General features: G+C 64.0%; 17 protein-coding genes and 1 tRNA gene. 6 read left to right on the forward strand and 12 right to left on the reverse strand.

Features of this window, described 5'->3' with window-relative positions; genetic code table 11:
* Positions 1 to 200: 200 nt before the first annotated feature.
* From der to ndk, 7 genes are all read right to left on the reverse strand, one after another.
* Positions 201 to 1,598, reverse strand: coding sequence for a ribosome biogenesis GTPase Der (gene der, locus AC1DMG_RS11630; protein WP_441602322.1), 1,398 nt, complete (start codon positions 1,596 to 1,598; stop codon positions 201 to 203).
* Between the two features lie 23 nt (positions 1,599 to 1,621).
* Positions 1,622 to 2,848, reverse strand: a complete 1,227-nt coding sequence (gene bamB, locus AC1DMG_RS11635; protein ID WP_477175639.1) for an outer membrane protein assembly factor BamB — start codon at positions 2,846 to 2,848, stop codon at positions 1,622 to 1,624.
* On the reverse strand, positions 2,845 to 3,489 hold the full coding sequence (locus tag AC1DMG_RS11640) for a YfgM family protein (protein WP_477175640.1): 645 nt from the start codon (positions 3,487 to 3,489) through the stop codon (positions 2,845 to 2,847). The genes bamB and AC1DMG_RS11640 overlap by 4 nt, the downstream gene beginning before the upstream one ends.
* Positions 3,490 to 3,638: 149 nt before the next feature.
* Positions 3,639 to 4,592 (reverse strand): helix-turn-helix domain-containing protein, encoded by a 954-nt coding sequence (locus tag AC1DMG_RS11645; protein ID WP_441602325.1) that lies wholly within the window; start codon positions 4,590 to 4,592, stop codon positions 3,639 to 3,641.
* 71 nt (positions 4,593 to 4,663) lie between these two features.
* Entirely contained in the window at positions 4,664 to 5,464 is an 801-nt protein-coding gene (gene pilW / locus AC1DMG_RS11650) for a type IV pilus biogenesis/stability protein PilW (RefSeq protein WP_441602326.1), read from the reverse strand.
* Positions 5,454 to 6,590, reverse strand: a complete 1,137-nt coding sequence (gene rlmN, locus AC1DMG_RS11655; RefSeq protein ID WP_441602327.1) for a dual-specificity RNA methyltransferase RlmN — start codon at positions 6,588 to 6,590, stop codon at positions 5,454 to 5,456. The genes pilW and rlmN overlap by 11 nt, the downstream gene beginning before the upstream one ends.
* A 124-nt stretch (positions 6,591 to 6,714) precedes the next feature.
* The gene (gene ndk / locus AC1DMG_RS11660; RefSeq protein ID WP_477164596.1) at positions 6,715 to 7,140 is read right to left on the reverse strand and encodes a nucleoside-diphosphate kinase; all 426 of its coding nucleotides are present in this window, start codon (positions 7,138 to 7,140) and stop codon (positions 6,715 to 6,717) included.
* A 235-nt stretch (positions 7,141 to 7,375) separates the two neighbouring features.
* Here ndk and AC1DMG_RS11665 point away from each other — a divergent pair, with 235 nt between their 5' ends.
* The 3 genes from AC1DMG_RS11665 (at position 7,376) to AC1DMG_RS11675 (ending at position 11,743) form a co-directional block, all read left to right on the forward strand.
* Positions 7,376 to 7,999: a TetR/AcrR family transcriptional regulator gene (locus tag AC1DMG_RS11665; protein WP_477175641.1), complete on the forward strand. Its 624-nt coding sequence runs from the start codon at positions 7,376 to 7,378 to the stop codon at positions 7,997 to 7,999.
* A 76-nt stretch (positions 8,000 to 8,075) separates the two neighbouring features.
* Complete coding sequence (locus AC1DMG_RS11670; RefSeq protein ID WP_477178942.1) at positions 8,076 to 10,460, forward strand: 3-hydroxyacyl-CoA dehydrogenase/enoyl-CoA hydratase family protein; 2,385 nt, start codon at positions 8,076 to 8,078, stop codon at positions 10,458 to 10,460.
* Positions 10,461 to 10,534: 74 nt separating this feature from the next.
* Positions 10,535 to 11,743 carry an acetyl-CoA C-acyltransferase gene (locus AC1DMG_RS11675; RefSeq protein ID WP_477180538.1) on the forward strand — a complete coding sequence of 403 codons (1,209 nt, stop codon included), beginning with the start codon at positions 10,535 to 10,537 and terminating at the stop codon, positions 11,741 to 11,743.
* 216 nt (positions 11,744 to 11,959) lie between these two features.
* On the opposite strand, the gene AC1DMG_RS11680 is transcribed toward AC1DMG_RS11675, so the two are convergent.
* Positions 11,960 to 12,343: a YidH family protein gene (locus tag AC1DMG_RS11680; protein WP_441602332.1), complete on the reverse strand. Its 384-nt coding sequence runs from the start codon at positions 12,341 to 12,343 to the stop codon at positions 11,960 to 11,962.
* Positions 12,344 to 12,470: 127 nt separating this feature from the next.
* Between AC1DMG_RS11680 and AC1DMG_RS11685 the strand changes: the two genes are divergently transcribed.
* The 3 genes from AC1DMG_RS11685 to cycA all read left to right on the forward strand — a co-directional run bounded on the left by AC1DMG_RS11685 (position 12,471) and on the right by cycA (position 15,301).
* A complete protein-coding gene (locus AC1DMG_RS11685) occupies positions 12,471 to 13,010 on the forward strand; it encodes a DUF2058 domain-containing protein (protein ID WP_477175644.1) in 540 nt (179 codons plus the stop codon).
* A 70-nt stretch (positions 13,011 to 13,080) separates the two neighbouring features.
* A complete protein-coding gene (locus AC1DMG_RS11690; protein ID WP_477175645.1) occupies positions 13,081 to 13,818 on the forward strand; it encodes a 2OG-Fe(II) oxygenase in 738 nt (245 codons plus the stop codon).
* A gap of 70 nt (positions 13,819 to 13,888) precedes the next feature.
* Positions 13,889 to 15,301, forward strand: a complete 1,413-nt coding sequence (gene cycA / locus AC1DMG_RS11695; RefSeq protein WP_477175646.1) for a D-serine/D-alanine/glycine transporter — start codon at positions 13,889 to 13,891, stop codon at positions 15,299 to 15,301.
* A 133-nt stretch (positions 15,302 to 15,434) separates the two neighbouring features.
* On the opposite strand, the gene AC1DMG_RS11700 is transcribed toward cycA, so the two are convergent.
* The 4 genes from AC1DMG_RS11700 to AC1DMG_RS11715 all read right to left on the reverse strand — a co-directional run bounded on the left by AC1DMG_RS11700 (position 15,435) and on the right by AC1DMG_RS11715 (position 18,643).
* A tRNA-Gly gene (locus AC1DMG_RS11700) sits at positions 15,435 to 15,510 on the reverse strand.
* A 73-nt stretch (positions 15,511 to 15,583) separates the two neighbouring features.
* Complete coding sequence (pgsA, locus tag AC1DMG_RS11705) at positions 15,584 to 16,192, reverse strand: CDP-diacylglycerol--glycerol-3-phosphate 3-phosphatidyltransferase (protein WP_441602336.1); 609 nt, start codon at positions 16,190 to 16,192, stop codon at positions 15,584 to 15,586.
* Positions 16,193 to 16,321: 129 nt separating this feature from the next.
* Complete coding sequence (uvrC, locus tag AC1DMG_RS11710; protein WP_477175647.1) at positions 16,322 to 18,151, reverse strand: excinuclease ABC subunit UvrC; 1,830 nt, start codon at positions 18,149 to 18,151, stop codon at positions 16,322 to 16,324.
* Positions 18,152 to 18,160: 9 nt separating this feature from the next.
* Complete coding sequence (locus AC1DMG_RS11715; protein WP_477180539.1) at positions 18,161 to 18,643, reverse strand: low molecular weight protein-tyrosine-phosphatase; 483 nt, start codon at positions 18,641 to 18,643, stop codon at positions 18,161 to 18,163.
* Between the last annotated feature and the right edge of the window lie 311 nt (positions 18,644 to 18,954).

An 18,954-nucleotide genomic window follows, 5' to 3' on the forward strand; every position in this document is an offset into this window, starting at 1 on the left:
GTCGCGCACAGGGTGCGCTCCCACATGGTCTGAGGTACAACGATGCGCCGCGGTCACGCACAGGGTGCGCTCCCACATGGTCTGAGGTACAACGATGCGCCGCGGTCGCGCACAGGGTGCGCTCCCACATGGTCTGAGGTACGGCGATGCGCCGCGGTCGCGCACAGGGTGCGCTCCTACAAGAGCGATGGGGTCGCGCGTCAGCGACGCTTCTTCATCTCGCGCACCATGCGCTGGCGCTTGCGCTGCTGGGCTTCGGTGAGCACGTTCTTCTTGCCGGCGAACGGATTCTCGCCGTCGCGGAAAAAGATGCGTACCGGCGTGCCATCCAGCTTGAAGCGCTTGCGGAAAAAGTTTTCCAGATAGCGGCGATAGGCCGGTGCGATGTGCTTGGTGCGGCTGCCATGGATGACGATGCTCGGCGGATTGGTGCCGCCCGGGTGCGCAAAGCGCAGCTTGGGGGCATGGCCACGCACCAGCGGCGGCTGGTAGCTCTCGTAGGCGAGCTCGAGCGCCTTGGTCAATTCGGACGAACCCAGTTCCTTGGTGGCGGCACGATGCGCATTCACGACCGCCTTCATCAGCTCGCGCAGGCCCGAACCATGCAGCGCCGAGATGAACACCGTCTTGGCCCAGTCGACAAACTGCAGGCGACGCTCCAGCGCACGCTGGCACTGTTCGCGCTGATAGCCGTCCATGCCGTCCCACTTGTTGACGGCGATGACCAGCGCCCTGCCCTCATCGAGCGCGTGACCGATCAGCGTGAGATCCTGGTCGGCCAGGTTCTCGCGCGCATCGACCATCAGCACCACCACTTGGGCGGCAGCCATCGACTGCAGCGTCTTGATGACGCTGAATTTCTCCACCGCTTCCTCGACGCGCGCCTTGCGACGCACGCCGGCGGTATCGATCAGGGTGTACTTGCGGCCGTCGCGTTCCAGCGACACGCGAATGGGATCGCGGGTGGTGCCGGCCACGTCGGAAACGATCAGGCGATCCTCGCCGAGCAGGCGATTGATCAGCGTGGACTTGCCCGCATTCGGACGGCCGACGATGGCGACGCGAATGCTGTCCGCCTCGACCGGATCGATCTCTTCGTGCTGGTCTTCCGGCAGCAGCGTGATGGCCGAAGCGACCAGATCCTCGGTACCGCGATTGTGCGATGCCGCCAGCGGCAGCGTGTTGGCGATGCCGAACACGGCAAATTCCGCCATCGCATTCTGCAGATCCAGACCGTCAGTCTTGTTGACCCCGGCGATGATCGGTTTGCCGCTGCGACGCAGCTCGTCAAGGATGGTGCGGTCCTGCGGCAGCAGGCCGTCGCGGGCGTCCACCACGAAGACCAGCACGCTGGCCTCTTCGATGGCCAGGCGCACCTGCTGCGCAGTCAGGCCTTCGATGCCTTCCTCTTCGCCGGACAGGCCGCCGGTGTCCACCACCACGAACGGGCGTGTGCCGGTGCGGCACACGCCGTAGTGTCGATCTCGCGTAACGCCCGGCATATCAGCCACCAGGGCGTCACGACTGCGCGTCATTGCGTTGAATAGGGTCGATTTACCGACATTGGGACGACCGACCAGGGCAACGACGGGCAGCATGATTCAAACAACCTTTATTACGATCAGTGGCCGCCGAGACGGTAAGCGCCGATGCGGCCCTTGACGTCTTCGACGTACACAATGTCGCCCACCACCAGGGGTTGGGCGCGAATGGCTTTCTTGGACAGGCGCTCACGTGCCGCCAGCGCGCCGTCACCGGTCTGCAGGAAGTGCACGTAGCCCTCGAGGTCGCCGACCACGACGTAGTCACCGAGCACGGCAGGAGCCGTGAGCCAGCGGTACTTCAGTGCATCGTTCTTCCACATGTCGGCGCCGCCGGTCTTGTCGAACGCCCACACCTGCGACTCGTCGCTCACGCCGTAGAGACCGTTGCCGGTGACGTCCAGCGAGGTGAAGGTCGAGAACGGTCGCCCCCACAGCGGGCGACCGCTGGGACCGTCGATCGCGGCGATATTGCCGTGATAGGCGGCGCTGTACAGGGTGGTGCCTTCGAGCAGGATCGAACCGTCGGCATCGGCCAGGCGATCGATCTCGGTGCGGCCTTCGCCGCTGGCGAGGGTCTGTTCCCACAGCTTCTCGCCATTGTCCAGACGCAGCGCGACCAGCTTGCCGGCATCGTTGCCGTAGAACACCACGCCGTTGGCGACCAGCATCGGGCCATTGCCGCGCAGGCTGAGCAGCGGCACGGAGTCCTGGTCGTAGACCCAGCGGCGCTCGCCGGTGGAACTATCGAAACCGTACAGACGGCCGTCCTGGGTGCGTGCAACCACGAGGTTGGCGGAGATCACGGGCGGGGAGATCACTTCGGAGTTGACCACCGACTCCCAGCGCGGGCTGCCGTCTTTCGCATTGATGCCGTAGACGTGGCCATCGAGCGTGCCGACCACGAGCAGGTCGCCGGAAACCATCGGGCCACCGGCATACAGCGCATCGGCGCGCTTCTTGTCGCCCCAGCCGAACCAGCCCTGGGTGCGCGAGCTCTTGGTCCACAGCGTCTTGCCGCTGGTGGCGTCGATGGCGGCGATCTTGCCATCGGTGCTGCAGGCGTAGAGCACGCCGTCTGCAAAGGCGGGGCGCAGACGCACGCCGCTGTCACCCGCACCGTCGCCCACACTGGTGGTCCACAGCTTGGTCACCTGGGTGGTGGGCTTGAAATCCTTGGCCAGCGGAGTCGGCGGCTGGACGTTTTCCTTCTTGAACGAATGGCAACCGGCAAGCACCACCAGAGAGGTCAGTGCCACCAGCCAAACGCGCTTCATCGCACCGCGCTTCTTCACTTCAGGTTTCATGCACCCTGCTTCCCGGCCACGGCCAGATCATCGATTTTCATCTGCACGCTCTGAGGCGCGTTCTCACCCAGCGCCGCCTTGGCGGCTACGTATGCCTTGCGGGCATCGTCTGGGCGCCCAAGCTTGACCAGCGCATCGCCGCGTAGTTCCTGTGACACACCTTCATACGTCTTGGACTGCATGCGATCGAGCGCGGCAATCGCGTCGGCGGCCTTGCCCTGCGCCAGCTGCACGCGCGCGATGCGCATCTGCGACAGCGCCTTGAGGTTCGCATCGGCGGCGTGGCTCTCGGCCCAGCCGAGCGACTCGATCGCCTTGTCCATCTGCTTGGCCTGCACCTGGCGCTCCGCCCGATCGCTCACGGCGAACACGGCGTAGGTGGAATCGGTGTAGTCCTTGAGCAACTGCTCGGTCAGCGCATCGGCGTTGTCGGACTTGCCGGCAGCCACGGCGACCTGGATCTGCTGATACAGGTTCGCAGCGTCAGCCTGATGCTCTGCCTTGTGCTTGTTCCACTGCTGCCAGCCGAAGATGCCGACCAGGCCGATCGCGATGCCGACGACGATGGACAAGCCGTTCTGGCGCAACCACTGTTGTACGCGTTCGCTCTGTTCGTAATCGTCGTACGCTTCAAATGCCATGCAATCACCCTTGGGGAACCGCACGCCAGAGGCACCTGGCGGCGCCCGTCATGCGGAAAAGAAATCAGCCCGAATGTCCGCTCGTTGCCGAACGGACAATGGGCAAGCATAACCGATTGCGCCAGGCCGCACAGGCCTGGCGTGATGACTCAGGCGCCGGCCGGGGTGGCCTTGCCGTCGCGCAATTCGATGCGGAAATGCGCAACATTGGAACGGCGATAGCTATCCAGCGGCATGGGCTGGCCATCCAGCATCACCTGGGCGCCACCGGCGTTGCCGATGCGCACTTCCAGCGGCTGATCGCTGCGGTAGGTCTTGGAGCTGCCGGCCGGCAGCAAGCCGTATTCCAGGCGCGAGCCGTCCTTGCCGGTGACTTCGACCCAGCTGGCGTTCTGCAGGCTCAGCACGAGGCTGTGCGCGCCGCCGCCCACCGAGCCGGCATCCGTGGTCGGCGTCGGTGCCGCCGGCTGCGCTGCCGCATGGGTATCGCCCAGGAACGGCGTCATGGAAGCCATCAACGGCTGGTCTTGCGCAGGCGCAGCCGCCGGTGCCGGTGTGGTAGCCGGCGCGGTCGTACCTTCCTGCGTATTGGGTGCAGTGCTTGCCACGGTCGATGCCGCGGCGCTGGCACTGCTGGCCGGCGCATCGACCTGGGCGACCGGCGCGGCATCGAGCGGCGCCAGATGGCTGACGTCGCGATCGAGCGTGCCACGCACGCCCAGCCAGATGGTCGGCACCACGATCGCCGCGGTCAGCACCACATAGGTCGCCGCGCGCGCGTAGTTCTCAAGCAGATAACGCGAGTGCGAGATGCCGCCCGTCGCCACCAGGGTGGGTTCCGCCGGCTTGATGCGATCGAGCTCGAGCCTGACCTCGGCTTCGTCGACGCCGAGATAACGCGCGTACTTGATGAGATAGCCACCCAGGTACACGTGGTCGATGCCGCTGTACTCGTTGCTCTCGACCTGCCTGAGCACACGGGTCGGCAAGCGCAGCGCATGAGCGCAGGTCTCGACGTCCAGCCCGCGCGCTTCGCGCGCAGCGCGCAAACGCCCGCCCAAGGTGCCCTTGATCGCTTCCGGCGAATTGTGTTCGGTTTCCATGGTGACGTTGGGCGCTTGGGTGAAAGGGAATTCTCGGTTGCCGCTGTTGGCCGAATTTGACGGTTGAGTGGTCATTGGCGTGCAGTTGCGTCGAGGGCGCGGGCCTGCTCCGAATCCGGGAACTGGCTTTGCAGTCGCCTGCTGTAGTTGAGAGCAGCATCCGTGTTGCCCAACCGTGCTTCGATATCGTGTCCGAGCTTGAGCGATCCCGCGGTCGGCTGACCCAGCGCATCGAAGCGCTGGATGAAGGCACGAGCACGGAAGGCATCGTTCTGAAGATAAAGCACATTGGCGAGCTGATACAACGCCCCGCCGTTTTGCGCATCGATTTCGATGGCCTTGCGGAAGTCTGCCTCGGCCGCCGTCATGTTCTGCGCCTTGGCCTGGCAGATGCCGGCATTGGTCCAGGCCAGCGACGGTGTCTGGTAGAACGGGTCGGCCACGGCTTTCTGGAAATACGCCTGCGACTCGGCCGCCTTGCCCTCGCGGTTGCACAGGAACCAGCCGAGGTTGTTGTTGGGATCGCCCTTCTCCGGCGCCAGCGTGACAGCCTTGCGGTAATGCAGCTCCGCATTGGGCAGGTCATTGATGCGCTCGTAGATCACCGCAGCCACGGTTTGCGCAGGCACGTAGGTCGGGTCGAACTGCATGGCCTTGTTGATCTTGACCATGGCGTCCTCCAGATCACCGTTGGCCATGTACTGCTGGGCCAGTTCGGTGTGGATGCGCGCGCCTTCCTGCTTCTGCTCAGCCTTGGACTGGCGAGTGATCTTGCTCCCCTCGTTCGAGTTGGAACCGGATTTCGACACCGGCACGCACGCAGCCAAAAGCATGGCCACGCTCGCACTCAGCAACAATCGATCAAGCCGCATGACTCGCCCCTTCGTCCAGACGCTTGCGAAATTCGGCCTGGCGACGGGTGCGGTCCAATACCTGCCCTTTGAGCTGGCCACATGCCGCATCGATGTCGTCGCCGCGGGTACGGCGCAACATGGTCAGCACGTTGGCATTGAGCAACTGGGTCTGGAAGGCGCGGATGGTTTCGGCGTCGGAGCGCTCGAAACGCGTGCCAGGAAATGGATTGAACGGAATCAGGTTGACCTTGCACTGAGGCATGCGGCGCATCAGCTTGATCAGCTGGCGGGCGTGCTCGGGCTGGTCGTTGACACCCTTCATCAGGGTGTACTCGAAGGTGATCGAGGTGCGCGGCTTGCGATCCAGCCAGCGCTGGCACGAAGCCATCAGCTCGGCGATCGGATAGCGCTTGTTGAGCGGCACCAGCTCGGTGCGCAGCTCATCGTTCGCTGCATGCAGCGACACCGCCAGCGACACGTCGATGGTCTCGGACAACTTGTCGATCATCGGCACCAGGCCGGCGGTGGACAGCGTGACGCGCTTGGACGCCAGGCCGAAGCCCAGGTCGTCGCGCATCAGGCTCATCGCCTTGGTGACGTTGTCGAAGTTCAGCAACGGCTCGCCCATGCCCATCATCACGACGTTGGTGATGCGACGGTTCTGGTGCGTGATGTTGCCGAGATATTTGGCCGCCACCCACATCTGGCCGATCACTTCGGCCGTTGACAGGTTGCGGTTGAAGCCTTGCGTGGCGGTGGAGCAGAACTGGCAGTTCAGGCCACAACCCACCTGCGAAGACACGCACAGCGTGCCGCGGGTCGGCTCGGGGATGTACACCGCTTCGATGGCGTTGCCGCCATCCATGCCGAGCAGCCACTTGTGCGTGCCGTCGGTGGCGCCCTTGTCGAACAAGGTCTTCGGCGGACCGACGTAGCAGGACGCTTCGAGCTTGGCCCGAAGCGTCTTGCCCACATCCGTCATGTTTTCAAAGTTGTCTTCCAGGCGGTGGTAAATCCACTTCATCACCTGCTCGGCGCGATACGGCTTCTCGCCCAGCTGCGCAAAAAAATCACGCAGGCCCTGTCGATCGAAATCGAGCAGGTTGACCTTGTCGGTGGTGGTGGAATTTGCCTGATCAGTCATCTTGAAATATTGCGGCTCAACGCCGCCCTCTTAATCCTTACGCTATCCAATGGAACGCGGTTTTCGTGAAGAGTGCGGCCATGGATGGCCGCTTCGTGATCTTCGCGCTCATGGATGAGCGCACTTACCTCGAGAACGTTTCGGTCGTTGCGAAGAAGTAGGCGATCTCGACGGCAGCCGTGTCGGCAGCGTCGGAACCATGCACAGCGTTCGCATCGATGGAGTCGGCGAAGTCGGCGCGGATCGTGCCCGGCGCAGCGTCCTTCGGATTGGTGGCGCCCATCAGGTCGCGATGCTTGAGGATCGCGTTGTCACCTTCGAGTGCCTGGATCATCACCGGTCCGGAGATCATGAACTCGACCAGCGCGTTGAAGAACGGACGCTCCTTGTGCACCGCGTAGAAACCCTCGGCTTCCTTGCGCGACAGATGCTTCATCTTGGCGGCAACGATCTTCAGGCCGGCCTTTTCGAAGCGAGCATAGATTTCACCGATCACGTTCTTGGCAACGGCGTCGGGCTTGATAATGGAAAGGGTGCGCTCCAGCGCCATGAGGGTCTGCTCCGGAAAAACTGGTATTTGAGTGGGCGGGCCGATCGATATCGGCGAACTTACGCCAAATCCCGACTAGATATGGGGATTTAGCTCACGAAAGTTTGACAGATTCTACCTGATACGCAAGCCGGGCGCAGGGATCCCAGGGCCCCTTGAAACGACCGTTTGACGGGCGCAAATCGACCCGCGTATCCTCAAACGATCGTTTGATTCCTGCCCGGGGTTGCGGACCATGTCAGTCTCCAGTGCTTCCATGCCGACCAAGGAGCGCATTCTCGGCGCCGCGGAGGAATTGTTCGCCCGGCACGGCTTCGAAGGGGCCTCGCTGCGCCAGCTGACCGCCGCCGCCGGGGTCAACCTGGCCGCGGTGAACTACCACTTCGGCTCCAAGGACCGCCTGATCGAAGAGGTGTTCCGCCGCCGCCTGGACCAGCTCAACGGCCGCCGCATGGCCGCCCTGCAGAAGATCGCCGGCGAGGCGGACACCACCATCGAGGACGTGCTGGCAGCCTTCATCGTGCCTGCACTGGAGCTCTCCCACGATGGCAATGGCTCGCTGTTCATGCGCGTGCTGGCCCGCGCATTCGCCGAACACGACGACACCCTTCGCAAGTTCCTGTCGGACAACTACGGCCATGTGATGCGCCAGTTCACCGCGGAATTCGCCCGCCTGTTGCCGCAGCTGAGCAAGGAAGAACTCTACTGGCGCGTCGACCTGGTGACCGGTGCCCTGACCCACGCCATGTCGGGCTTCGGCATGATCCAGCGCAAAAGCGACGTGCCCGAAGAGCGCCATCGCGCGCAGACCGCCGAGCACCTGATCCGCTTTGCCGCCTCCGGTCTCAAAGCCCCCTGATTCGTTCCAACCCTTCCCCTCGGCCGCTCGCGGCCGTTCGTCTCACTACCCAGCGTTTCGCATTACGGAGAAGCCAATGACCGCTCCATCCACCCCTAAAGCGCTACGAATCCGCAAGGCCGCGGTACTTGGCGCCGGCGTCATGGGCGCGCAGATCGCCGCGCACCTGAGCAATGCCGGCGTCGAAACCGTGCTGTTCGACCTGCCCGCCAAGGAAGGTCCCAAGAGCGGCATCGCGCTGAAGGCCATCGCCAACCTGCAGAAGCTCTCGCCTGCCCCGCTGGCCGACAAGAACGTCGCCGCCACCCTGATCCCGGCCAACTATGACGAGCATCTCGATCATCTGAAGGACGTGGATCTGGTGATCGAAGCGATTGCCGAACGGATGGACTGGAAGCTGGATCTCTACAAGAAGATCGCCACCCATCTGTCGCCGACCGCGGTGATCGCGTCCAACACCTCGGGCCTGTCGATCAACCAGCTGGCCGAAGCGCTGCCGGAAGAAATGCGTCACCGTTTCAGCGGTGTGCACTTCTTCAATCCGCCGCGCTATATGCACCTGGTCGAGCTGATCCCGACCAGGCTCACCGACAAGAACGTGCTGGAAGGCCTCGAGGCCTTCCTCACCACCGCGCTCGGCAAGGGCGTGGTGTATGCGAAGGACACGCCGAACTTCATCGGCAACCGCATCGGCGTGTTCTCGATGCTGGCCACCATGCATCACACGCAGCAGTTCGGCCTGGGCTTCGACACTGTCGACGGATTGACCGGCCCGGCCGTGGGCCGTCCCAAGAGTGCGACCTACCGCACCGCCGACGTGGTCGGCCTGGACACCATGGCGCATGTGATCAAGACCATGGCCGATACGCTGGCCGATGATCCGTGGCACGAATACTTCAAGGCCCCGGTGTGGCTGTCCGCGCTGATCGAGAAGGGTGCGCTGGGCCAGAAGACCGGCGCGGGCTTCTATCGCAAGGCCGGCAAGGACATCGTCGTGCTCGATGTGGCCAAGCAGGATTATCGCCCGTCTGAGCAGAAGGCCTCCGATGAAGTGAGCGCGATCCTGGCGATCAAGGATCCGGCCGAGAAGTTCGGCAAGCTGCGCGCGTCGAATGATCCGCAGGCACAGTTCCTGTGGGCGACCTTCCGCGATCTGTTCCACTACAGCGCTTATCACCTGGCCGATATCGCCGACACTGCGCGCGACGTCGACTTCGCCATCCGCTGGGGCTACGGCTGGAAGCTCGGTCCGTTCGAGACCTGGCAGGCTGCCGGCTGGCAGCAGGTGGCGGGCTGGATCGCCGAAGACATCGCCGCCGGCAAGGCCATGAGCAAGGCGCCGCTGCCGGCGTGGGTGACCGACGGCCGCAACGGCGTGCACGGCAAGGACGGCTCCTGGTCCGCTGGCGAAGGCAAGAACAAGCCGCGCTCGCAGCACCCGGTCTACCAGCGCCAGCTGTTCCCCGATCCGATCCTGGGCGAGAAGTTCGACCAGGGCACGACGGTGTGGGAAAACGACGGCGTGCGTCTGTGGACGCTGGGCGACGATGGCGTGGGCATCATCTCGTTCAAGACCAAGATGAACACGGTCAACGACTACGTGCTCGACGGCGTGCAGCAGGCGATCGATGTCGCCGAGCAGCAGCTCAAGGCCGTGGTGATCTGGCAGGCCGGCGAGCCGTTCTCGGCTGGCGCGGATTTGAAGGGCGCACTCGGCCTGCTGCAGGCCGGCAAGTTCGACGACTTCGAGAAGATGGTCGCCAACTTCCAGGCCACCAGCATGCGCATCAAGCATTCGCTGGTGCCGGTGGTGTCGGCGGTGCGCGGTCTCGCCCTCGGCGGCGGCTGTGAATTCCAGATGCATTCGGCGCGCACTGTGGCGGCGCTGGAAAGCTATATCGGTCTGGTCGAGGCCGGCGTCGGCCTGCTGCCGGCCGGTGGTGGCTTGCATGAGCTGGCCATCCGCGCGGCCAAGGCCAACCCGGAAGATCCGTTCGAAGCGCTGAAGAAAGTGTTCGAGACAGTCGCGATGGCGAAGGTCTCCGGCAGCGCGATGGAAGCCAAGCAGCTGGGCCTGCTGCGCGACAGCGACATCGTCGTGTTCAACGCCTACGAGCTGCTCTATGTCGCCAAGAAGGTCGCGCTGTCGCTGGCCGAAAGCGGTTGGCGTCCGCCGATGATGGCTCGCAACATCCCGGTCGCCGGCGATGTGGGCACGGCCACCTTCCAGGCGTCGCTGGCCAATCTTGCGGAAGGCTATTTCGCCTCGCCGCATGACGTGGCCATCGCCACGCGCATCGCGGACACGCTGTGCGGCGGCAAGATCGAACGCGGTTCGCAGGTGGACGAAGAGTGGCTGCTGCAGCTGGAACGCAAGCACTTCGTGGAGCTGGCCAAGACCGAAAAGACCCAGGCCCGCATCGCGCACACCATGACCACCGGCAAGCCGCTGCGTAACTAACCAAGCGTCCTTACCTGCGAACAAACTTTGAGCGCGTCGCCGCAAACCTAAGCGCGACGCCACGGAGCAAAACCATGAGCAAGCAAGTGCAAGACGCTTACATCGTCGCCGCCACCCGCACGCCGGTCGGCAAGGCGCCGCGCGGCGTATTCCGCAACACCCGTCCGGACGACATGCTCGCCCACGTGATCCGCGCCGTGATGGCGCAGGCGCCGGGCATCGATCCGCATCGCATCGAAGACGTGATCGTCGGCTGCGCGATGCCCGAGGCCGAGCAAGGCATGAACGTGGCGCGCATCGGCGCCCTGCTCGCCGGCCTGCCGTACACCGTGCCGGGCGTCACCATCAACCGCTTCTGCTCCTCGGGCGTGCAGGCCATCGCCATGGCCGCCGACCGCATCCAGCTCGGCGTGGCCGACCTGATGATCGCCGCCGGCACCGAGAGCATGAGCATGGTGCCGATGATGGGCAACAAGATCGCCATGAATCCGGCCATCTTCGCCAACAAGGAAGATGTCGCCATCGCCTACGGCATGGGCATCACCGCCGAGAAGGTGGCCGAGCAGTGGAAGGTCACGCGCGAGCAGCAGGATGCGTTCGCGGTGGAAAGCCATCGCCGCGCACTGGCCGCCATCGCCGCCGGCGAATTCAAGGAAGAAATCACGCCGTTCCAGCTCGATGACCATTACCCCGATCTGGCCACGCGCGGCATCAAGACCGACAGCCGCCTGATCGACACCGACGAAGGCCCGCGCGCCGGCACCACGCTGGAAGTGCTGTCCAAGCTCAAGACGGTGTTCCGCAACGACCGCTTCGGCGGCTCGGTGACGGCCGGCAACTCCTCGCAGATGTCCGATGGTGCCGGCGCCCTGCTGATCGCCAGCGAGAAGGCGGTGAAGGAATTCAACCTCACTCCCATCGCGCGCTACGTCGGTTTCTCGGTGGCAGGCGTCAAGCCCGAAGTGATGGGCATCGGCCCGAAGGAAGCGATTCCCAAGGTGCTCAAGCAGGTTGGCCTGACCAAGGATCAGATGGACTGGATCGAACTCAACGAAGCGTTTGCCGCGCAGGCGCTGGCGGTGATCGGCGATCTCGGCCTCGACCCGAGCAAGGTCAACCCGCTCGGCGGCGCCATCGCGYTSGGSCATCCGCTCGGCGCCACCGGTGCGATCCGCGCCGCCACGCTGATTCACGGCATGCGTCGTCGCAAGCAGAAGTACGGCATGGTGACCATGTGCATCGGCACCGGCATGGGTGCAGCGGGCGTGTTCGAAGCGCTTTGATCTGTCGCTTCATGCGTAAACGAAAAGGCGCCGTAGCGATACGGCGCTTTTTTTCGCCATCTCCGATGCAAACGGCCCTGCTCTTTTTGCTCGTCATTCCGGCGCAGGCCGGAATCCAGGTGCGATGCATCCGGTTGTCGCGACAATCGGCACGCACTGCTACTGGATTCCGGCCTGCGCCGGAATGACGCGTTGGAGGCGACGCGACGAAGGGCCTCAACTCAGCGCCGCAAGCTGCCGCGCCACATAGAGCGTCAAGAAGATCGCCATCAGCACCAACAGCACGGCCATGCCCCGGGCCGTCCACGAGTCGCCATACATCGAGGTATCGGCCGCCTCGATCGCCTTTCGATTGCGATAGAACCGGATCGTGGCGCCGACGATCATCAAGGCGCCCACCAGCAGCAGCCCCAGGCCCAGCCATTGCGACGCTTCCGTATGCAGGCTCTCGGTCACCTTGGCGGCCGCGCGCGATGTGAACAGCAAAAAGATGTCGAAGCGTTCCAGCAGGAAGCCGAACGCCATGACCGAGATCGCGGTGCGCACCCAGGCGAGATAGGTGCGTTCGTTGGCCGAATGGTCGGTGAAGTGCGGGATCACGGCACATCCTTTGGTGAGGAACCCTGCCCGCCGCCATCATGCTACGCCGCGTCTCACCGGGCCGCAGATCGCGCCGTGCCGGACCCGCGCTACAATTCCCGGGCTACGTTTTCCGGACGCTCCACGCATGCGCAATCCCCTGCAGGAACAGTTACTCAAGGCCGGCCTCGCCAAAAAGGGCAAGGTCGACCAGATTGCCCGCGAACAGGCCAAGCAGCGCCAGGGCAAGCCCGTTGCCACCGAGGCCGCCGAGAAGATCGATACCCAGCGCCTGCAGGCCGAACGCGCCGAACGCGATCGCGCCCTGGCTGCCGAACGCAACGCGCAGGCCCATGCGCGCGAGATCGCCGCCCAGGTCCGCCAGATCATCGATGCCAACAAAGTGAAGCGCGAAGGCGAGATCAGTTACCGCTTCAACGACGGCGAGAAGATCCACAGCGTGCTGGTGAACGAAGCGCTGCGCGCGCAGCTGGCCAAGGGCACGCTGGTGGTTGCGCGTTCCGGCGACAGCTATGAACTATTGCCGCGCGCGGCAGCGGATAAGATCCGCGAACGCGACGCCAGCGTCATCGTGCTGGACCACGGCCAGCCCGCGGACAGCAAGCCGGCCAGTGACGACGATGAGTTCTACAGCCAGTTCAAGGTGCCGGACGACCTGATCTGGTGATGCGCAAGAATCGGAGTGTGGCATCAGTCGCCACCGGCTAGTTTGAGGTCTCGCCACTCGACTGCCCACCATGCACGCACAACGCATCGAATCGCCCAACCGGTCCATCGCCTCGCGCCTTGAAGCCGTCGATTGGCCAGCCCTGCTGGCGGAACTCGACGAACGTGGCAGCGCAGTGATCGAAGGCTTGCTCGATGCCGAGCAATGCCGCGATATCGCTGCCAATTACGCCGACGAGTCGCGCTATCGCAGCCGCGTGGTGATGGCACGCCACAACTTCGGTCGAGGCGAATACCGATACTTCCGATATCCCCTGCCCGACCCCGTGCAGCAGATGCGCGGCGCGTTGTACCCGCAGCTCGCGACCTTGGCCAATCAGTGGAACGACCGCATGGGCATTGCCGTGCCATATCCGGCCACGTACGAAGCCTTCCTGGGCCGCTGCCATGACGCCGGGCAGACGCGGCCCACGCCGCTGCTGCTCAAATACGGCGCTGGCGACTACAACTGCCTTCATCAGGATCTTTACGGCGAACACGTGTTTCCGCTGCAGTTGGCGGTCCTGCTGTCCGAACCCGGTCGCGACTTCAGCGGCGGTGAATTCGTGCTCACCGAGCAGCGTCCACGTATGCAGTCGCGCGTCGAGGTGGTGCCGCTGCGCCAGGGAGACGCCGTAATCTTTGCCGTCAACCAGCGTCCGGTCGCCGGCACGCGGGGTTCCTACAGGGTCACCATGCGCCATGGCGTGAGCCGCGTGCGCAGCGGCCAGCGTCACACGCTGGGTGTCATATTCCACGACGCCCAGTAGGTATGCAGCACGACCCGGTGCGTATCCTTTAGGATGGTCGCTTTCGTACCTCGAAAGGATCGTGCCGCCTATGCAGAACCACGAACCGACCGTTGCAACCGGCCAACCCGAACATCACCTGCAGCGAAATCTGCGCAACCGCCACCTGCAGCTGATCGCCATCGGCGGCGCCATCGGCACCGGCCTGTTCATGGGCTCGGGCAAAACGATCAGCCTCGCGGGCCCGTCGGTGATTTTCGCCTACGCGATCATCGGCAGCGTGCTGTTCTTCATGATGCGCGCCATGGGCGAGCTGCTGCTGTCCAACCTGAACTACAAGTCGTTCGTCGATTTCAACTACGACTTGCTCGGCCCCTGGGCGGGTTTCTTCACCGGCTGGACCTACTGGTTCTGCTGGGTGGTCACGGGCATCGCGGACATTGCGGCCATCACCGGCTATATCCAATTCTGGGCGCCGCACGTGCCGCTATGGCTGCCCGGATCGGCCTGCATTCTTCTGCTGCTGGGCCTCAACTTGCTGACCGTGAAGCTCTTCGGTGAAATGGAGTTCTGGTTTGCGCTGGTGAAGATCGTCGCCATCGTCGCGCTGATCGCCGTCGGCATCGTGCTGATCGCCATCGGTTTCACCTCGCCGACCGGCGCCAAGGCCGCGGTGTCCAATCTCTGGGCGAATGGCGGCTGGTTCCCGCACGGCGGTTCCGGATTCATGGCGGCGTTCCAGATCGCCGTGTTTGCCTTCGTCGGCATCGAGCTGGTGGGCACGGCATCAGCCGAAGCGCGTGATCCGGAAAAAACCCTGCCCAAGGCGATCAACTCCATTCCCATCCGCGTGATCATCTTCTACGTGCTCGCCCTGCTGGTGATCATGACGGTCACGCCGTGGAACGAAGTGGCGCCGGATCGCAGCCCGTTCGTGAACCTGTTCATGCTGATCGGCATTCCGATCGCCGCCAGCCTGATCAACTTCGTGGTGCTCACCTCGGCCACGTCCTCTGCCAACAGCGGCATCTATTCGACCGGACGCATGCTCTACGGTCTTTCGGCCGGCAGGCTCGGCCCCAAGCCGTTTGCCAGACTGAGCAACAACAACGTGCCGGCCAACGGCCTGGCCTATTCCTGCTTCCTGCTCTTCATCGGCGTGTTCCTGCTCTACCAGGAAGGCGACGTCATGAAGGTCTTCACCATCGTCACCACGATCTCCAGCATCTGCTTCATCTTCGTGTGGTCGCTGATCATGATTGCCTACATGCGCTACCGGAAACTGCATCCGGAGCGCCACACGACGTCGATTTTCAAGATGCCCGGCGGGGTGGCGATGTGCTGGATCGTGCTGGCCTTCTTCGCCTTCGTGCTGTGGGTGTTCGCGCAGAAACAGGACACGCTGCAGGGCCTGATCTACACCCCGATCTGGTTCATCTGCCTGGCCCTCTGCTACCCGCTCTATCGCCGGCAGGCGATCGAGCATCGCAAACAGACGCATTGACGCTGCGACACGTGACGGCGCGCGGCCCAAGCCCGCGTCGTCACGGCCTAGGCAGGGCCTGATTCACAGGCATAAAAAAACGGCCGCGAGGGCCGTTTTTTTTGTGAATGGCGATGCTTCCATTCACCGAATCTGGAGCGGGAAACGAGACTCGAACTCGCGACCCCGACCTTGGCAAGGTCGTGCTCTACCAACTGAGCTATTCCCGCATCGGAGTCGCGCATTGTAATGGCTAATCGGCGGCCGTCAAGCACCTGTCATGAATCTCGGGGTTACTTCTATTCAGTCGTCGTTGCGGGGCAGCGGATGGCCAGAACCATCGCCCTTCAGGCTGGGCCACGCGGCGCGCAGGTAGTACAGGCCCGACCAGATGGTGAGGATGCCGGCGATCACCAGCAGTCCCTCGCCGATGTGATACAGGCGCAAGGCCTCGGCGTCCTTCTCGTGCTGGACGATCAACACCACCAGGGCGACCATCTGCATGGCGGTCTTGAGCTTGCCGATGAAAGCTACCTTGATGGTGGCACGCATGCCGATCTCGGCCATCCATTCGCGCAAGGCGGAGACACTGATCTCGCGTCCCACGATGATGGCTGCCGTGATCGCCATCAGGATGCCCGGCCAGCCGCCGCGATGGGTTTCCACCAGCAGGAACAGCGTCACCGCCACCATCAGCTTGTCGGCCACCGGATCGAGGAAGGCGCCAAAGGCCGAGGTGAGATTCATGCGCCGGGCGAGATAGCCATCCAGCCAATCGGTGATGGCGGCAAGTGCGAACACGATGGCTGCCGTGATGTTGTGCCCCGGAAACTGCCAATAGAACACCACCACCATCACCGGCAACAGCAGCACGCGAAACAAGGTCAGCCAGGTGGGCAGGTTGATGTGCATAAATCCTTTCCGGTTTGCAGCAGTCAGCAGGGAAGCTTGTGGATCAACGCCATCATCAACCGTCCACGCCCTCGATCATGCGGGATTTTGATGTAAGCCGGCATGACGGTCCGCACCCATTCGCGCGGATCAGCCATGGAGTGCAGCATAAATGCGTTCGGCCAATCCGCGATCAATCCCTTTCACGCGGGTGAGCTCCTCCACGCCGGCCGCTTCCACGCCGGCGAGACCGCCAAATGCCTTGAGCAGGGCCGAACGGCGGCGCGCGCCGACGCCGGCAACATCCTCCAGCACGCTGCGCTCGCGCGCCTTCTCGCGGCGCTTGCGATGGCCGGTGATGGCAAATCGATGCGCCTCGTCGCGCACGGCGGCCACCAGGTGCAACGCCGGCGATGACGGGCCCGGATGCAGGTTGCGGCCCGAATCGGCCAGCACCAGCGTCTCCTCGCCCGCGCGGCGACCCGGCCCCTTGGCCACGCCGACCACGTGGATGCCGGTCACGCCAAGCTCGCGCAGCACGTCCAGCGCCTGCGCCACCTGCCCGCTGCCGCCATCGATCAGCAGCACGTCAGGCCGCGCGCCCTCGCCTTCGGCCAGCCTGCGGAAGCGGCGCACCAGCGCCTGATGCATGGCCGCATAGTCGTCGCCGCCAGTGATGCCGCTGATGTTGAAGCGGCGGTAATGCGATTTCTCCGGGCCTTCCGGACCAAACACCACGCAGGACGCCACGGTGAGCTCGCCCTGCGTGTGGCTGATATCGAAACACTCGATGCGGCGCGGCGGCTCGTCCATCTCGAGCAACTTCTGCAGATCGTCGAAACGCGCACCCAGGGTCTGCCGGCTGGCCAGCCTGGCCGTGAGCGACGCCTGGGCGTTGCGCTCGGCCATTTGCAGGAAACGCGCACGTTCGCCGCGCACGCTGGACTTGAGTTCCACCGCATGGCCCGACTGCTGTGCCAGCACCTCGCCGAGGACCTGCTGGGTCGGCAGCGTTTCGCCCAGGATCAGCTCTCGTGGCACTGGACGGTCCAGGTAGTACTGCGCGATGAACTGCTCCAGTACGTCGGACGGTTCGGCATCCAGCGGCAGGCGCGGGAAGAAGTCGCGCGTACCCAGGCTGATGCCGTTGCGGAAGAACAGCACGCTGACGCAGGCCATGCCCGCTTCGATGCGGCAGGCGAGCACGTCCATGTCCGCGCTCGCGCCCTGCACGTGATGCTCGGCCTGCAGCTTGCGCAAGGCGCCGACCTGGTCGCGGAACGACGCCGCGCGCTCGAATTCCAGCGCCTTGCTGGCTTGTTCCATCTGCCCGGCCAGCTCGTCGATGACCGCGCTGCTACGACCTTCGAGGAACATTTCCGCGTGGCGCACGTCGTTGCGATAGTCCTCGACCGAGATCAGCTGCACGCACGGCGCCGTACAACGACCGATCTGGTGCTGCAGGCAGGGGCGCGAACGGTTCTTGAAATAGCTGTCCTCGCACTGGCGCACCTTGAACAGCTTCTGCATCAGGTTGAGGCTTTCGCGCACGGCGAAGGTGCTCGGGTACGGCCCGAAATAGCGGCCCGGCAGATTGCGTGCGCCGCGATGAAAGGCCAGCCGCGGGTAGTCCTCGCCGCCCGACAGATAGATGTACGGGTAACTCTTATCGTCGCGCAGCAGGATGTTGTAGCGCGGCTTGAGCGACTTGATCAGCTGCGATTCGAGCAGCAGCGCCTCGCCTTCGGTGCGCGTGATGGTGATCTCGGTGCGCGCGATCTGCGACACCATCGCCGCGATGCGCGGCTCCATGCGCGGCTTGAGGAAATAGCTGCCGACGCGCTTCTTGAGGTTGCCGGCCTTGCCCACGTACAGCAGCTCGCCGTCCTCGTCGAAATAACGATAGACGCCGGGCGACGTGCTCAGGTTTTTGACGAAAGCCTTGCCGTCGAAGGCTTGCGGCGGCGGTGTGGACTGCATCGTGTGATTCTATCCGGTCACTGCTGCACGCAGGCGCACGATCAGGCCATCCACGCCCTGCTCCGCCAGCGCCACGGCATGGCGAAAACCCTCGGCGTCGCCGAAGTACGGATCGGGAAACTCTTCGGGCGCGGCCACGCCGGCCCAGGGCAGGAACAAGGCGGGCGCCACGCCGCCACCCCGCCGCAGGCCTTCGAGCGTCTCCAGATTGTCCTGGTCCATCGCCAGCACCCAGTCGAACGTCTGGAAATCGGCTGCCCGCACCTGTCRCGCGCGATGCGGCGACAAGTCATAGCCGGCATCCGCTGCCGCACGCAGCATGCGCGGATCGGCGCCCTTGCCGATATGCCAATGGCCGGTGCCGCAGGAGGCCAGCGACAACGAAAGGCCGGCCTGTGCCGCGCGCTGGCGAGCCACGGCTTCCACCAGTGGCGAACGGCAGATATTGCCCAAGCACACAAACAAGATGGACGGGACCGGCGCGCTTTTCATCAGATGGAAATGTCCTCGTCGCGTCGCCCTGATATAGGCATCGCATGAAAACTCGAAATGGCTGCGGAAAGGGCCGCAATCAAGCCCTCAGGGAGTGACTAAAGTCACGATTGTTGTGACACGCGAAGTCTGCCTATGCTTGCCCGATCCACAGGGAGGAAGAAAGTGAATCGCAAGCTCATTACGATAGCGGCCGCTGCCATGCTGCTGGGCCAGGCGGCCATCGCGGGACCCGCCGGGCAAGACGCGCCGGCTCCGGCTGCCGCCTCGCCCACGGCAGGCGCCAGCGCCAATACGGCAGGCGATCATCC

This window comes from Dyella sp. 01N36 (assembly GCF_056399745.1).

Excerpts from the sequence above, each read along its gene's own strand:
- der (WP_441602322.1), bottom strand. The coding sequence starts at position 1,598 with ATGCTGCCCGTCGTTGCCCTGGTCGGTCGTCCCAATGTCGGTAAATCG.
- bamB (WP_477175639.1), bottom strand. The coding sequence starts at position 2,848 with ATGAAACCTGAAGTGAAGAAGCGCGGTGCGATGAAGCGCGTTTGGCTG.
- AC1DMG_RS11640 (WP_477175640.1), bottom strand. The coding sequence starts at position 3,489 with ATGGCATTTGAAGCGTACGACGATTACGAACAGAGCGAACGCGTACAA.
- AC1DMG_RS11645 (WP_441602325.1), bottom strand. The coding sequence starts at position 4,592 with ATGGAAACCGAACACAATTCGCCGGAAGCGATCAAGGGCACCTTGGGC.
- pilW (WP_441602326.1), bottom strand. The coding sequence starts at position 5,464 with ATGCGGCTTGATCGATTGTTGCTGAGTGCGAGCGTGGCCATGCTTTTG.
- rlmN (WP_441602327.1), bottom strand. The coding sequence starts at position 6,590 with ATGACTGATCAGGCAAATTCCACCACCACCGACAAGGTCAACCTGCTC.
- ndk (WP_477164596.1), bottom strand. The coding sequence starts at position 7,140 with ATGGCGCTGGAGCGCACCCTTTCCATTATCAAGCCCGACGCCGTTGCC.
- AC1DMG_RS11665 (WP_477175641.1), top strand. The coding sequence starts at position 7,376 with ATGTCAGTCTCCAGTGCTTCCATGCCGACCAAGGAGCGCATTCTCGGC.
- AC1DMG_RS11670 (WP_477178942.1), top strand. The coding sequence starts at position 8,076 with ATGACCGCTCCATCCACCCCTAAAGCGCTACGAATCCGCAAGGCCGCG.
- AC1DMG_RS11685 (WP_477175644.1), top strand. The coding sequence starts at position 12,471 with ATGCGCAATCCCCTGCAGGAACAGTTACTCAAGGCCGGCCTCGCCAAA.
- AC1DMG_RS11690 (WP_477175645.1), top strand. The coding sequence starts at position 13,081 with ATGCACGCACAACGCATCGAATCGCCCAACCGGTCCATCGCCTCGCGC.
- cycA (WP_477175646.1), top strand. The coding sequence starts at position 13,889 with ATGCAGAACCACGAACCGACCGTTGCAACCGGCCAACCCGAACATCAC.
- pgsA (WP_441602336.1), bottom strand. The coding sequence starts at position 16,192 with ATGCACATCAACCTGCCCACCTGGCTGACCTTGTTTCGCGTGCTGCTG.
- uvrC (WP_477175647.1), bottom strand. The coding sequence starts at position 18,151 with ATGCAGTCCACACCGCCGCCGCAAGCCTTCGACGGCAAGGCTTTCGTC.